This is a genomic window from Botryobacter ruber, assembly GCF_003347595.2.
In the GTDB taxonomy this organism is placed as follows: Bacteria; Bacteroidota; Bacteroidia; order Cytophagales; family Hymenobacteraceae; genus Pontibacter; species Pontibacter ruber_A.
Genome location: NZ_QCZK02000041.1, coordinates 108776 through 122809 on the forward strand (window position 1 = coordinate 108776; position 14034 = coordinate 122809).

12 protein-coding genes are annotated in these 14034 nt (G+C 50.1%); 5 read left to right on the plus strand and 7 right to left on the minus strand.

What is annotated here, in order from left to right:
• Positions 1–158: 158 nt before the first annotated feature.
• From DCW36_RS13295 to DCW36_RS13310, 4 genes are all read right to left on the minus strand, one after another.
• Positions 159–1679, minus strand: coding sequence for a SpoVR family protein (locus DCW36_RS13295; RefSeq protein ID WP_114779023.1), 1521 nt, complete (start codon positions 1677–1679; stop codon positions 159–161).
• 339 nt (positions 1680–2018) lie between these two features.
• Entirely contained in the window at positions 2019–3287 is a 1269-nt protein-coding gene (locus DCW36_RS13300; RefSeq protein WP_114779025.1) for a YeaH/YhbH family protein, read from the minus strand.
• Between the two features lie 195 nt (positions 3288–3482).
• Positions 3483–5411, minus strand: coding sequence for a PrkA family serine protein kinase (locus DCW36_RS13305; RefSeq protein WP_114779027.1), 1929 nt, complete (start codon positions 5409–5411; stop codon positions 3483–3485).
• A 658-nt stretch (positions 5412–6069) separates the two neighbouring features.
• Positions 6070–7326 carry a metallophosphoesterase gene (locus tag DCW36_RS13310; RefSeq protein WP_114779029.1) on the minus strand — a complete coding sequence of 419 codons (1257 nt, stop codon included), beginning with the start codon at positions 7324–7326 and terminating at the stop codon, positions 6070–6072.
• A 467-nt stretch (positions 7327–7793) separates the two neighbouring features.
• Here DCW36_RS13310 and DCW36_RS13315 point away from each other — a divergent pair, with 467 nt between their 5' ends.
• Positions 7794–8216 (plus strand): hypothetical protein, encoded by a 423-nt coding sequence (locus DCW36_RS13315; protein ID WP_240676174.1) that lies wholly within the window; start codon positions 7794–7796, stop codon positions 8214–8216.
• 291 nt (positions 8217–8507) lie between these two features.
• A complete protein-coding gene (locus DCW36_RS13320; RefSeq protein WP_114779033.1) occupies positions 8508–8816 on the plus strand; it encodes a hypothetical protein in 309 nt (102 codons plus the stop codon).
• A 63-nt stretch (positions 8817–8879) separates the two neighbouring features.
• Here the strand turns inward: DCW36_RS13320 and DCW36_RS13325 are convergent, their stop codons facing one another.
• Both DCW36_RS13325 and DCW36_RS13330 read right to left on the minus strand, forming a co-directional pair.
• Positions 8880–9698 carry a LuxR C-terminal-related transcriptional regulator gene (locus DCW36_RS13325; protein WP_114779035.1) on the minus strand — a complete coding sequence of 273 codons (819 nt, stop codon included), beginning with the start codon at positions 9696–9698 and terminating at the stop codon, positions 8880–8882.
• A 10-nt stretch (positions 9699–9708) separates the two neighbouring features.
• A complete protein-coding gene (locus DCW36_RS13330; RefSeq protein WP_128396975.1) occupies positions 9709–9891 on the minus strand; it encodes a hypothetical protein in 183 nt (60 codons plus the stop codon).
• A 702-nt stretch (positions 9892–10593) separates the two neighbouring features.
• Between DCW36_RS13330 and DCW36_RS13335 the strand changes: the two genes are divergently transcribed.
• Positions 10594–10839: a DUF3820 family protein gene (locus DCW36_RS13335; RefSeq protein WP_114779039.1), complete on the plus strand. Its 246-nt coding sequence runs from the start codon at positions 10594–10596 to the stop codon at positions 10837–10839.
• Between the two features lie 451 nt (positions 10840–11290).
• A complete protein-coding gene (locus tag DCW36_RS13340) occupies positions 11291–12718 on the plus strand; it encodes a PhoH family protein (RefSeq protein ID WP_114779041.1) in 1428 nt (475 codons plus the stop codon).
• Between the two features lie 53 nt (positions 12719–12771).
• Here the strand turns inward: DCW36_RS13340 and DCW36_RS13345 are convergent, their stop codons facing one another.
• Entirely contained in the window at positions 12772–13326 is a 555-nt protein-coding gene (locus DCW36_RS13345) for an SRPBCC family protein (RefSeq protein ID WP_114779043.1), read from the minus strand.
• A gap of 195 nt (positions 13327–13521) precedes the next feature.
• Here DCW36_RS13345 and DCW36_RS13350 point away from each other — a divergent pair, with 195 nt between their 5' ends.
• Entirely contained in the window at positions 13522–13971 is a 450-nt protein-coding gene (locus tag DCW36_RS13350; RefSeq protein WP_114779045.1) for a YkvA family protein, read from the plus strand.
• The last annotated feature ends 63 nt before the right edge of the window (positions 13972–14034 follow it).

The window sequence follows — 14034 nt, forward strand, 5'->3', positions numbered from 1 at the left end:
GCAGAAAAGTTTTGCGACCGGAAATGAACCGGAAAACGCCGGCTTTGCTGGCACCAAACGCTCGCAGGTCCCCGAAATTCTTCGGGATCTTCGACCTGAAGACGCTGCGAGGTTTTTGGAGACACCGCTCCGGGTATTTTCAGCTTTTGTTTCCGCGCCTACACCACCTCAAAGGTACTCTCGTTAATGCCCAGTTTGTTTTTGGAGTGCAGCTCCACCGGGAAACCCCACAGGTAGCGGATGTATTCGAGCGTGGACTTGGTTTCTTCCGGGTCCAGTTTGCGGTCTTTCTGCATGAAGTGCGTCAGGTGCATGCGGTTGGAGTTGTGCAGGTCTATTTTGGTGACCTGTATGTTGGGGATGTGGTAGAAGCGGTCGTACTGCTGGCTGAGCTGCTCGCGCAGTTTGCGGTAGCCGCGCTCGTTGTGGATGGCCCCGATCTCGTACTCCTTCTCGTGCTCATCGTCGATGATGGTGAAGAGCTTCATGTCGCGCATCACCTTGGGCGAAAGGTACTGCAGGATAAAACTGTCGTCGCGGAAGTTCTCCATCACGTAATGCACCTGCTCCAGCCAGTCCTTGCCGATCAGGTCGGGGAACCACTGCCGGTCCTCCTCCGTCGGGTTTTCGCAGATGCGCTTGATGTCCATGAAAATGTTGAAGCCCAGCGTGTAGGGGTTCAGGCCGGAGTAAAACTTGCTGTTGTAGTCGGGCTGGTAGAGCACGGCGCTGTGGTTTTTGATAAACTCGAGCATGAAGCCGTCGTTCACGTAGCCTTCGTCGTAGAGTTTGTTCACGATGTGGTAATGCACAAAGGTCGCAAAGCCTTCGTTCATCACCTTAGTAGCCGACTGCGGGTAAAAGTACTGCGACACCTTCCGCACGATCCGGATGATTTCGCGCTTCCAGTCGGGCAGCTTCGGCGAATTTTTCTCGATGAAATAGAGGATGTTTTCTTCCGGCTCTTTCGGGTAGCGCTGGTGCTCGTCGCGCAGGGCCGCCTCTTTCAGTTTGCCGCCACCCGACGGAATGGTGCGCCACAGCTCGTTGTAGTTTTCGCGCTTCGCCGACACCAGTTTTCGCAGCCGCTCATTTTCTTCGAGTGCCGATTTTTTGGTAGGCTTCTTATACTTGTCGATGCCGTGGTTCATGAGCGCATGGCAGGCATCGAGCACGTTCTCCACTTCCTCCTCGCCATACTCCTCCTCGCACTTCAGAATATAGTCGCGGGCAAACACCATGTAATCTACGATCGATTCGGCGGCCGTCCAGTCCGTGAACATGTAGTTGTTGGCGAAGAACGCGTTGTGGCCCTGGCAGGCGTGGGCGATCACGAGCAGCATCATACAGGTAGAGTTGTTCTCCATGTTGTAGCTGATGCAGGGGTTGGAGTTGATCACCATCTCGTACGAAAGCCCCATGCGGCCCTTGGTGTAGTTGTTCTGGTTCATCACGAAGTCCTTGCCGAACTTCCAGTGCGGGTAAGACGTGGGCAGCCCGATCAGCGAATAAGCATCGATCATCTGCTCCGACGTCACGATCTCGATCTGGTTGGGGTAGGTTTTCAGCTTGAGGTAGTCCCGCCCGATGCGGCTGATAATTTCGTCGGCGGCCTCCAGTGTTTCGTAGTCCCAGTTCGGGTTACAAAACATCGCTCTGTATTTCTCTATATCCATCATTGCCTTCGTATTTTCTGGTGATTTCAGATAATAATGCCCGGAGCCTGCCACAAGCCCCTAAAATAATTTCAGCACCAGCCACCATTGCCTCCGCTCCTGGTGCCACGTAGTTTCGTAGGGACAGGTCGCGACCTGTCCAATCGTTCCCGATCCACAGCAGCCGATCCAATCGTTCCCAGTCCAAATAAGTAGATTCGATTATTCCTGAACCATTGCGGCCTTCACCTACTTCATTACCTGTGCATGATTGGTTCGCAGCCGATTGGACAGGTCGCGACCTGTCCCTACATTATTTCTTTCGCCCCCTGCAACTCCCAAACTCTCTAACTCCCAAACTTCCTAACTTCCCACCGTCTCGCTTTTCTTCCGGAACAGCCCCTGGAACACCGGCCAGATTTCGTAGACCTGGAAGAGGTGCCGGATGGCGAATGTTTCGTCGTTGGCCAGCTGGCGGTAGGCCTGCCAGAGGTCGCTCTCGCGGCTTTTGTTGTTGATCTCGATGTAGGCCATGTACTGCACTTCGGGCAGGATGGTGTCCTGCAGGATGCGGCGGCAGTCCATCGCGTCCTGCTTCGACCACACATCGCCATCCGAAGCCTGGCAGCAGTACACGTTCCAGCCTTCGGCGTAGCGTTCGTGTATGATCTTATCCATCAGCTGCAGCGAGGGCGCCACAATGGTACCGCCGCTTTCCTTCGAGTTGAAAAATTCTTCCTCGTCTACTTCTTTGGCTTCGGTGTGGTGGCGGATAAACACCAGTTCCACGTTCTCGTACTGGCGCGTCAGGAAGATGTAGAGCAGCGTGAAGAAGCGTTTGGCCACGTCTTTTTCGTGGTAGCCCATGGAGGCCGACACGTCCATGATGCAGAACATCACGGCGGAGGTAATGGGCTTGGGCACCCGCTCGAAATTGTTGTAGCGCAGGTCCAGGTCTTCGAAAAACGGGATGGTCTGGGCCTGCCGGCTCACCTTCTCGATCTCCTCCTGCAGCGCTTCCTTTTCTTTCTTTTTGGTAGTGGCGGCCAGCTGCTCGTTTAGTTTCTGCAGCTTCTTGTCGAACACGCCTTTCAGCGCCAGCTGACGGCCCAGCGACTGCTGGTAACTGGTTTTGATGTTGAGCCGGGAAGGCACGCTGTCGCGCACGTAACCGGCCCGTTTCATCTCGAAGCTCTCCGTGTTTTCCATCAGCTTCTTGACCATGTTAGGCAGCGCCAGGTCTTCGAAGAAGTACTTCATAAACTCCTCTCGCGAGAGTACCACCGTAAACTCATCCTCAGTGGTACCGGGACTGTTGGAGCCCTTGCCGCCGCCACTGCCGCCCCCGCCTTCCTTGGGTTTGGGCAGACGGTCGCCTTCGTTAAAGCGGTCGTTTCCGGGCTTCACGATCTGGCGGGTACCGGTCCTGGAATCGTGCCGGAAGCTGGGTTCGGTAATGCCGCGCACCGGCACTTTCACACTCCCCCCCGCGTCGGCATCCTTAATGCTTTCCTGGCTGATAATATCCGGTATCGCCTTTCTGATCTGGCTTTCCACCCGCTTCAGGAACTTCTGCCGGTTACCCGTCGACTTCCCTTTGTCGTTCTTTCTTCTGTCGATGATACTGCTCATGGGAGTTTGGAAGTTAGAAAGTTAAAAAGTTAGAAAGTTTGGGAGTTGAGAAATTTGAAAATCTGGAAGTTAGAAACTGGTAAAAATGAAACCGGAATTCTGTAATTTCTAAAATTCAGCAAATCCTCATTCAGACGACAATAATCATCTGACTCTTAACTTTCTAACTTTCTAACTTCCAAACTTTCTAACTCTCTAGGCCATCGTTTTTCTTACGCGCATAAACCAGTCTACCAGGATTCGGATTTGCTTGTCGGTGTAGCCACGTTCGCGCATCCTCCTGGTGAAGTCCATGTGTTTCTTTTCGTCCTCCTCGTTCGATTTGGCGGTGAAGGAAACAACTGGCAACAGATCTTCGGTGTTGGTGAAAATCTTTTTCTCGATTACGTTTTTGATCTTCTCGTACGAATCCCAGCGCGGGCTCTTGCCGCCGTTGTTGGCTTTGTAGCGCAGCGTGAAATTGGTTACCTCCGACCTGAAATCTTTCGGGTTGGCAATGCCTGCCGGCTTCTCGATTTTCTCGAGCTCTTCGTTCAGAATGCGGCGGTCGAAAATCTCTCCTGAATCCGGATCGCGGTAGTCGTTGTTCTGAATCCAGTGGTCGGCGTAGATCACGTACTTCTCAAAAATATTCTGACCGTACGAGCTGTACGACTCGATATAAGCTTTCTGAATTTCGTCGGAAATAAAGGACGCGTACTTGCTGGCCAGCACCGATTTGATCAGGGTCAGGTACTTGGTTTCGGTTTCGGGCGGAAGCATCATTTTAATTACTTCCTGCTCCAGCACATACAGCAGGTGAACCGGGTTCGCCGCAATTTCCTCGCTGTCGTAGTTAAACACCTTGGACAGGATCTTAAAGGCAAAGCGGGTAGAGATACCCTGCATCCCTTCGTTGATACCGGCATCGTCGCGGTACTCCTGGATGGACTTGGCATTCGGATCGGTTTCCTTCAGCGTTTCGCCGTTGTACACCCGCATCTTGGAATAGATGCTGGAGTTTTCCGGCTCTTTGAGGCGCGACATCACCGAAAACTCGGCCAGCAGCTCGATGGTTTTCGGGGCGCAGGGAGCAGCCCGCAGCGAACTTTCGCGGATCAGCTTTTCGTAGATTTTTATTTCTTCGCTCACGCGCAGGCAGTACGGCACCTGCACTTTGTAAATACGGTCCAGGAAGGCCTCGTTCTTTTTATCGTTCAGGAACTTGGCCCACTCGCTCTCGTTCGAGTGCGCCAGGATAATGCCGTCGAACGGAATGGCGCCAATCGGCTCCGTACCTTTGTAGTTCTTTTCCTGGGTGGCGGTCAGCAGCGGGTTGAGCACTTTGATAGGCGCTTTAAACATCTCCACGAACTCCATCAGGCCCTGGTTGGCCAGGCAGAGGCCGCCTGTATAGGAGTAGGCATCCGGGTCGCTCTGCTGGTATTCAGCCAGCTTCCGGATGTCTACTTTACCTACCAGTGTAGAGATGTCCTGGTTGTTTTCGTCGCCAGGTTCTGTTTTGGAAATGGCAATCTGGTCCTGGATAGAAGGGTGCAGCCGGATAACTTTGAACCGGTTGATATCGCCGTCAAATTCCCGGAGCCGTTTGGAGGCCCAGGGGCTCATGCAGCCGGGCACGTAGCGGGCCGGAATCCCGTATTCCGCTTCCAGCTCGTCTGCATAATCGGCAAACAGCCCCAGCGGACTCTCGAACACCGGGCTGATCTGATCGTTGGCTTTGAGCACGTAAATAGGAAACTCCTGCATTAAGTGCTTCAGCTTTTCGGCCAGCGAACTTTTACCGCCGCCCACCGGCCCCATCAGGTACAGAATCTGTTTCTTTTCTTCCAGCCCCTGAGCCGAGTGGCGGAAGTAGGAAACAATCTGTTCGATGGTGCTTTCCATGCCGTAGAAGTCCTTGAAGGCCGGATAGATTTTCACCTTTTTATTAGAGAAGATCCTGCTCAGCACGGGGTCCTGCCGGGTATCCAGAATTTCAGGATCCCCAATTGCATCCAGTATTCTTTCGGCAGGCTTTGCGTACATTTTCGGATCTTTTTTACATTCCTCCAGGTAGGCAGCTACTGTCATTTCATTGATAGAGGAACTGTAATTGGTCTTTATTTTTTCTAAGATACCCATAACAACACATTTTAAAACCTATATAATTTAGTGATTTTTAACCTTATATGAAAATCACTTTTTAACCAAATGCAGGAGCAGTATCTCGTCGTTTCTTTCCGGGGCTTTCCGCTACTCCTCAATAATCGATCTGAAAAACCCTGTTTCACTAACAAACATTTGTTAGGTTTAGCTACACTCCCAGAAAATACCTTGCCAGTTTTGGCTATATGCCAGCCTTTAAATAAAAGTATTTTTAAAAGAGCGTATTTAACTTTGTACACACTGCAGGAACGGGTGACGGCTTCGCCTGCCCGAAAATAACAGCGGCTTATCAGAGGTGGTCCGGGTAAGTTTTCCGGTTTAGGAGGAAAGGTCCGGAACTACATGAGGGGTAAGCGGCTCTTGCCCACGGATGCATGACTCTGATGTCAGTTTTTCCCGCTGTTCCATCGCCGGAACAGCGTCAGTTGGTGGATTCTGTTAAGATAACGTGTCGGGCAGCTCGTGCCTGTTACGGGTTGGAAGATTTGGCCCGCCTGCGTTGTCTGATCTTTTTTCTCTCTGAAACCATCCGGATGCAGGGGCTATTCCTGTAACAGAACGGTTGAATTAAAAATTCAATATTGATAATGTTTTTTTGAAATTATTTTACAGAAATATTATAAGACATTTAGTATCAAGCTTTTCCTTTCCTAAGTTCCAGCACGGTAATCTCCGGCCAGATGCCAACCCGCCCCGCAAAACCAATAAAACCAAAGCCACGGTTCACATAAAGCTGTCTGTTGTTATGGTAAGCCAGGCCTGCCCAGTTTTCATACCGGTACTGCACCGGGCTCCATTTCCCCAGTGGCGTTTCCACCCCGAACTGCATCCCGTGCGTATGCCCCGACAAGGTCAGGTGTACGTGGGTGGGGTGCTGTTTTACAACCTCCGTCCAGTGCGAAGGGTCGTGCGAGAGGAGGACCTTAAACGCTTTTTTGTCTACTCCTTTCAGGGCATTATCCAAATTCCCTTTTACGATAAAGCCCCTCCCCCAGTTTTCCACGCCAAGCAGCACGAGTTCTTCGCCTCCTTTTTTAAGGACCACATGTTCATCCAGCAGCAAGCGGTAGCCCATTTCCGCATGGTGACGCTTCAGCTTTTCCAGGTTCTCCTCCCGGGCGGCGTCGCTGGGCCACTCGTGGTACATGCCGTAGTCGTGGTTGCCCAAAATCGCGAACTGCCCGTAGGGCGCTTTCAATTGGCTGAAGCTTTCCATAAAGGGCTCGATCTCCGAGGCAAAGTTATTTACCAGGTCGCCGGTAAACACATACAGGTCCGACTGCTGCGCCTGTGCCAGCTCCACACCCCGCTGCACGGCTGCGGCATCGTCGAGGCTGCCGGCATGCACATCCGATACCTGCGTAATGGTAAAGCCATCAAATGCCTTGGGCAGGTCCTCGAAGTACAGCACCTGCCGCCGCACTTTAAACGCATATTTGCCTTTGGTAACACCATATACAAACGCGGAAAACGGAACGGCTGCCAATGCCAGCGCCAGTTGACTCACAACCTTCCGGCGGCCCGGCAGCAGGGGCTTCGGCTTCGGATCGTCTTTCCCTGCATGCCTGAAAAAGCGGAATGCCGCTACAAACATCCGGCTGATGTCTTCGGCCAACAACACCAGGACAAACACCAGCTTGGTGATCAAAAAAGTCAGGAAGGCATTGATAAACCACTGCACCACCGGCGTTGCCCGGTCGGTGGAGAAACGCACATAAATGGAAGCCCCAAATCCGACGATCAACCCGGTAAACAACACCCAGTAGCCCCAGCGTATGGCCAGCCGCAGCTGCCGCGATTCCAGGCCTGCTGTCAGTCTCTTAATGCCCTGGTACACGTACCAGTCCAGGATGAGGGTGATGATCACCAGGATCAGGATAAAGCGCTGCATGGTGCTGAGTTTTCTCGCCGGGTACAGGAGCCTTTCCTGCTTTGCCCGCTGCTGTTTTACAACAGTTGTCGTTACAAGAGTTTTAACGATGTTAAAGGAAATTGGATGTGTGCAGCAGTTATTTAGATATTTTCTACCTGAATGGGTTACCTCCTGGTCTCCAAAAAGCACTCCTATAGGCGTACTCCGGCTTGTTGCTGCGCAGGTGCTGAACTGCAACCTGATTTTCTTCTGCTGGAATAGCTAAGCGAGGAACAGCAGCCGGTTACCACTGTGTTTGCTCTTGCTCGCCCGGCAATTTAGTTTCAGTCTTATAGTTTCTGTTAGTACCTTGCGTCTTACGATAGATTTAAGAGCATATAGATCTAAGAGTATGTTTAAATTTCGTTATTGCAAGCGAAATCTAAACATACTCTAACATTTACCAAAAAAGAAGAAGACGAGACGGTATGATAAACCCGGAGCAAATGCCCCTGTTTAAAAAAGGCCAGGAAATTTTTGAGCTGGTAAAAAATATTGCCGGCCTGATTTCGGAAGAAGACCAGGTGCTGGATTCCTTAAAGTCGATGCTGCTGCAGGATGCCATGCTGCTCACCATAAAAGTGTCCGGCGCCGAGGCAGGCGACCTTTACGACATCCGGATGGAAAATGCCGTCATTATCCGGAAAGCAGCACGCGAAATCCTGACCCACTGCACCTCGCTGGAGATGTTCGGTTTCAGCGAAGTGCAGTACCTCTTCCTTATCCGGGAAGCCATTGAAGAATACCGCCAGCTGTTTGTGGAGTGGGTGAAAGGCTTCGACCCCTGGAACTACGTGACAGACCCCTGGGGACTCTTCAACCCGCCGGGCATCGATGCCGAGGGTCCGGCACCGGATGAAGAATTTTAATCAAACTCCCCTCCTTGAAGCTAATTTTGTAGGGAAACGGGTGCGCTGGTGCGAGCTTGTAGCTCGTACTTTCATTTTCCAAGTTAAAATGCTGCATATTTACTAACCATCATGCTTTTTATCGTGGTAAGTAAGTACGAGCTACAAGCTCACACCAGCAAATTAAACTTTGCTCCAGTACCTTTTCTTTTTCCCTACAAGATTAGCCTTGGACAAGGGGGGAGTTTTGTTCTACTTTTGAACCTGAAAGTATATCAATGGTTTTGGAGAAAGAGAGAGATTTAAGATAAAATGGAAAACATGCAACCGGAAAACTGGAACGAAGATCGCTATAAAGAACTGAACACTTACTTCAGGATAAAAATAGAGCAGCTGCTGCGCACCAACACCGCCCTGCAGGAAAAGATTGCAGAGGCGTGGAACGTGCAGCTAAGTGACCTGGTAGACCACATGGAAAACGAGGACCAGCAGCTCTGGGAGGAGTTCCTGGTGCTCGACAAGCAGAAACTGGAGATAGACATGTGGAACCACCTCCACGGCACCGGCACCCGTTACAGGCCGGGCTTTGGCTTTACCAGCGCCTCCGATACCGAATGGTGAGCGGCTGCCGGTAATTTAATGAGCAGCAGAGGCTGTGGTGGCAGGTGCAGCAAATAAAAACACTTAAATCAGCCCGTTGCAGATGGCAAACTGCACCAGTTCGGTGGTATTCCGGGTATGCGTTTTCTCTATTATTTTTTGCCGGTGGGTGTTCACCGTATGGAAACTGATGAACAACTTATCGGCGATGTATTTGCTGCTGTAGCCTTCCGCCATTAGTTTGACTATTTCCAGCTCGCGTTTGCTTAAAATTGCCCTGGGCGAGCAGTTGCCTTCCTCATCGGAGGATAAGAACAAACAGGAGTTATCCAGCGTCGAAATAACAGAAGCCAGCTGGTGGTCGTTGCGCTTCCAGTGGGAGATATCGGTGCAGACACCCAGCACATGCGTAATGTTGCCGTTTCTGTCCTGTTGCAGCACTGAGTTTTGCTCCAGTATGCGCGCCTGTTTGCCGTTGGCTTTTATGATGCGGTAATCGTAGTTAAACTTGTACTGTCCGCGATTTTCCGGCTCTACGCTGCTGATCAGGTCCCAGATGGTCTTGTTGAGTTTCCAGGTTCGGGCCAGGTCGTCGGGATGAATAATTTCATTGCAGAAATCCAGCCCTTCTTCTGTAAAGCGGCTGGTATCGTACCCCAGCAAAGAATTTGTATTACAGCTGATAAAATCGAAACGCTGTGTGCGCAGGTCCAGGATCCAGGTAACACAGGGAGACTGGTTCAGGACAGTGGCGAACGCGGCACTTGATTTTATCAACTGCTGGTAATCAGCCGGTACAGGTGCATAGTCTATATTTTTCCAGATTTGAACCAGTTCCATGTACGCTTTCGGCAGTTCTGCTTTCGCAGACACTGCTGGTTTTGTTATTGGTGTTTGTTTCATGGGCGTAGAATTAGAGAGCGGTATAGAAGAAGTCCGGGTGCGGCAGGTTGGTACAGGCGCTCCCCTTGCAGGCAAGCAGATCAGCCGTAAAACCTGTTACATACAGCGAAGCAGGAGGAGAAGACCGGTACAGGTTAGCCCCTGGTCGTTGGTTTCCCTCCACTACCCTATACCAGGTCCGTTCCCGGCTCAAGCGCAAGAAAATACGCTGTTGCTCCGGAAGACCTGTTGCGATACCACAAGAAATAATTTGCCTGATTTTTATAATCGTGTTGCTAAAGGTGCTACGAATCTGCCAGACAGGTACTGAGACGAGAAAATGTGCATGTAAAACGGAAAGAGCGGTTCAGCCCGGGAGACGGCAACATGTAGAACCGCGAACGGTAAGTTGGTAAAGTCTTCATAGGTAAAAAAGTAGTATGGAGTGAACAAATACATCAGTAAAGTATAATTAAATACAGCTATCGGAGTTTTTTACCTGGTATTCTAAAATCAGGCAGCCTCCTTCCGGGATAAAGCAACAGAATGAAAAACTGCAATAATAAGCTGAGATATTAATTAAAAAGCTTGAAAGAACACAAGCTGTACAAAATTATTTACTTCATATATAGGTTAAACCTAATAACTACAACTTTAAAAGTCAATACCAAACCTAAGTTTTTTGCACAAATTTTATTATTTAAATTCTTTCCAGAACACGATTTGTTTCTGTCGGCGGCCAGGTTATGGTTTGTGCAAAAATTCAGTTCACGTGAAGCAGAGTTATACTTCCCGTTCATGGCCTTTCCGGTAATTCAAAAACACCTGCCCTGCTTGCAGGAAAAGCAAAAAGACCTGTAATTTTATAGCGGCGAATTTTTAGAAGTTGCCAGACAAAAACCTTAACTGCTGATTCATGTTTTTAAATGCGGAACCAAACCCGGCGCTGCTGCTCGAACTGGTGAAAATGAAGATGCCCTTTGGCAAATATAAAGGTACGCTCCTGTGCGACCTGCCCGTGCACTACCTGGAATGGTTTCAGCGGGAGGGTTTTCCGGAGGGGAAACTGGGCATGCTGCTGGCTACAATTTATGAGATCAAACTGAACGGGTTGGGCCATTTGCTAACGCCACTCAAAAATAAACAAAATTATTCTCGTTGATTTTCAGCATGTTATAAATTTATTTTCCTTTTTTTGAGATGGTCGTAACCTTCACCCCGGTGGCTCCCGTATAAAAGAATGGCTAAAGTTGAAGATTTCGATCTTAATGATAAAAGGAAGGCTCCCGGAAACAGGAGTCTTTCTTCTTTTTATAGCCCCTCCAAAAGCTCTTCTCCCTTTCTTTTGCTTTCGCTGTCAACACATAAAAATTTGCGGATTCGAAAATATTAACGTTTCCTTTTCTCCTCACTAACAATTTCATTGTCAGCCAACTAAAATTTCCCTTTTACTTTTCGGCGGTAAAGCTGCACAAAACGTGGGCAAACCGGCATAGCTGTTACCATCCATAGTTTAAAATTTACGTAATTAGCTTTAGTGCTGCTCCTGCTTTTACTGTTGCTGCAGGCCTGGCATCCCTTTTAAGCTCCGTTCCACCCTTACCCCTATACGTATGCTAAAAGCGTCAAAAGCATCCACCCCGGCTAGTACAGAAACAACCGATCCGAAAACAGTTAAAAAGAAAAAAACGGCAAACAAAAACGCATCGCCGGCAGGCAATTCCAAATCAAAAAAAATATTTGTACTCGATACCTCCGTTATCCTGTACGACCACAGCGCCATCCAGAACTTCATGGAACACGACGTGGCCATCCCGATTACCGTACTCGAAGAGCTCGACAACTTTAAGAAAGGCAACGACATTAAAAACTTCGAGGCCCGGGAGTTTATCCGCTTTATTGATAAGCTGTCGGCGGAGCACATGCTGCAGGAGTGGCTCCCGCTGAACGGGAAAAACAAGGGCATGTTTAAAGTGCTCATGGACGATTCGTCGCACCTGGATGCCACCAAAATCTTTGGCGACAAAAACGACCACCGCATCCTGAACGCCGCCCTGGCGCTGCAGCTCGAACAACCCGATGCTAAAATTGTGCTTGTTACCAAAGACATTAACCTGCGCCTGAAAGCCAGGGCGCTCAACCTGGTATCCGAAGACTATGAAACCGGCAAGATACAGGATGTAGCCGAACTCTACACCGGCAACGACACCCTGGATGATATTCCGGCAGACCTGGTAAATGAGTTGTATGAGAAAGGCTCCTGCGATGTTTACAAACTCTTTACGGAACCGCCAGCCGACAATCACTTTTTCGTGCTGAAGAGTTTCCAGAACTCGGTGCTGTCTTTTTACAACCAGCAGGAAAAACAGCTGGAGCGGATTGATAAACTGACCGCTTTTGGCGTGAAACCCCGCAATGCGGAACAGGCTTTTGCCATGCATGCCCTGCACAACCCGAACATCAAACTGGTAACGATACAGGGAGTGGCCGGCACCGGGAAAACCCTGCTGGCGCTGGCGAGTGCGCTGGAGCAACGTCGCAACTACAAGCAGATTTACCTGGCCCGCCCGGTGGTACCCCTGAGCAACAAAGACATCGGCTACCTGCCCGGTGATATCAAATCGAAGCTGAACCCCTACATGGAGCCGCTCTGGGATAACCTGAAGTACATCCAGAACCAGTTCCCGGAAACAAGCAAGGAGTACCAGAAAATAAAGGAGCTGGTGGAGCTGGAAAAGCTGATGATCACGCCGCTGGCTTACATCCGCGGACGCAGCTTGTCGAATATCTTCTTTATTGTAGACGAGGCCCAGAACCTGACGCCGCACGAGGTAAAAACCATCATCACCCGTGCCGGCGAAAACACCAAGATCATTTTTACAGGCGATATTTACCAGATCGACACCCCCTACCTCGACTCCCAAAGTAACGGGCTGTCGTACCTGATCGATAGAGCCAAGAATCACCCGCTCTACGCGCACATCACCCTGCTGAAGGGAGAGCGGTCGGAGCTGGCCAACCTGGCAAACGAGTTGCTGTAAAGCTTTATTAAAACAACAGGGCCAGAGATGCTAGCGTCTCTGGCCCTGTTGTTTTACCTGGAAGCACTTTTCTTTTGCGTCTGCCCGAGCAGCGCCTGGAGCCCCGACAGCCCCTGTTCTACTTCTTTTCCTGTTTTGTATTTGCGCCAGGCGCGTTTAAGCCGCTGCAGTTTGTTATCATCAAAAGAAGTTGTCTGCCGCCACACCAGGCGAGTGCCTTCCGGCACTTTCTCCAGCAGAATCGTACCTGCCGTGGTATCAGTTTCGCCGGCAGCTGTCTGCTCAAAAGTAAGCACGAACGGCTGGTTGCTCTCGGTAAACACCCGCTGCCCGCTGCCGCACTTGTCGCTGATCCAGCTGTGGCGTGCACCGGCACCAGCCAGCGGGCCGCCATACATATGCACAATATCCGGGTCGTTTCGCTTGCTCCACACGCTCCAGTTTTCCCACTGGGTTGGGTTGTTCAGATAGGTAATAATACGTTCGGGGGAAGCCTGCAGCACCGTACTGTACTCCACAACACAGGTGGCAGGAAGGGTAAAAGAATACGCGCCCAATGCCACGGCTGCCACCAGCAGCAGGATCAGCAACTTAGCTAGCCATTTCATAAAATCAGGTATTAGAGTAAAGTCAGGAGCTTCGGTATTCTGCGGATTAAGTAAAGCAATTTATGCTATCTTTCCGATAGCTTTTACATTATCCGGCTAATTTTTTTTAGTTTCAGCAAGAAGCACCAGAAAATAACAGCCACTGTGTGTTATACCTCGTATTGTAGGTGATGCACACTAAAAATAACCGTAAATATGGTACACGATCTCGTTAATAAAGGACTGAAGCTAACCCAGCACCCCTTATTCAAATCTTTACTTGGCAAAGCAGGCGGAATACTGGCCAAACCGGCAAAAATCGGAATGCTGATTACCACAGCCTATGCAAAATTAGTTGACACGGAAAGTACCCAAAGTGGCTTTGAGCAACTGAAAGAGGTAATGTTCACTTTCATGCGCTTAGTGAAAGCCTATGCTACGGGCAGGTACCGCAACGTGGCCACCAAATCGATGCTGATTGGCGTGGGCGTGCTGCTCTACCTGGTAACGCCCCTGGACGTGATCCCGGACTTTATTCCCGTGATTGGCCTGCTGGACGACATCAGCCTGATGGCCTGGTTTATCGAGGCGTTCCATTCTGAAATCGAAAAGTTTAAAGAGTGGGAAGAAATTGCAGACATGGAGCCTGGGATCGGCACACTCTAACTTAGCAATAGTTAACATAATAAGAAAACTACTGAAACAGGTTACCGGCTTCCCCGAATAGTT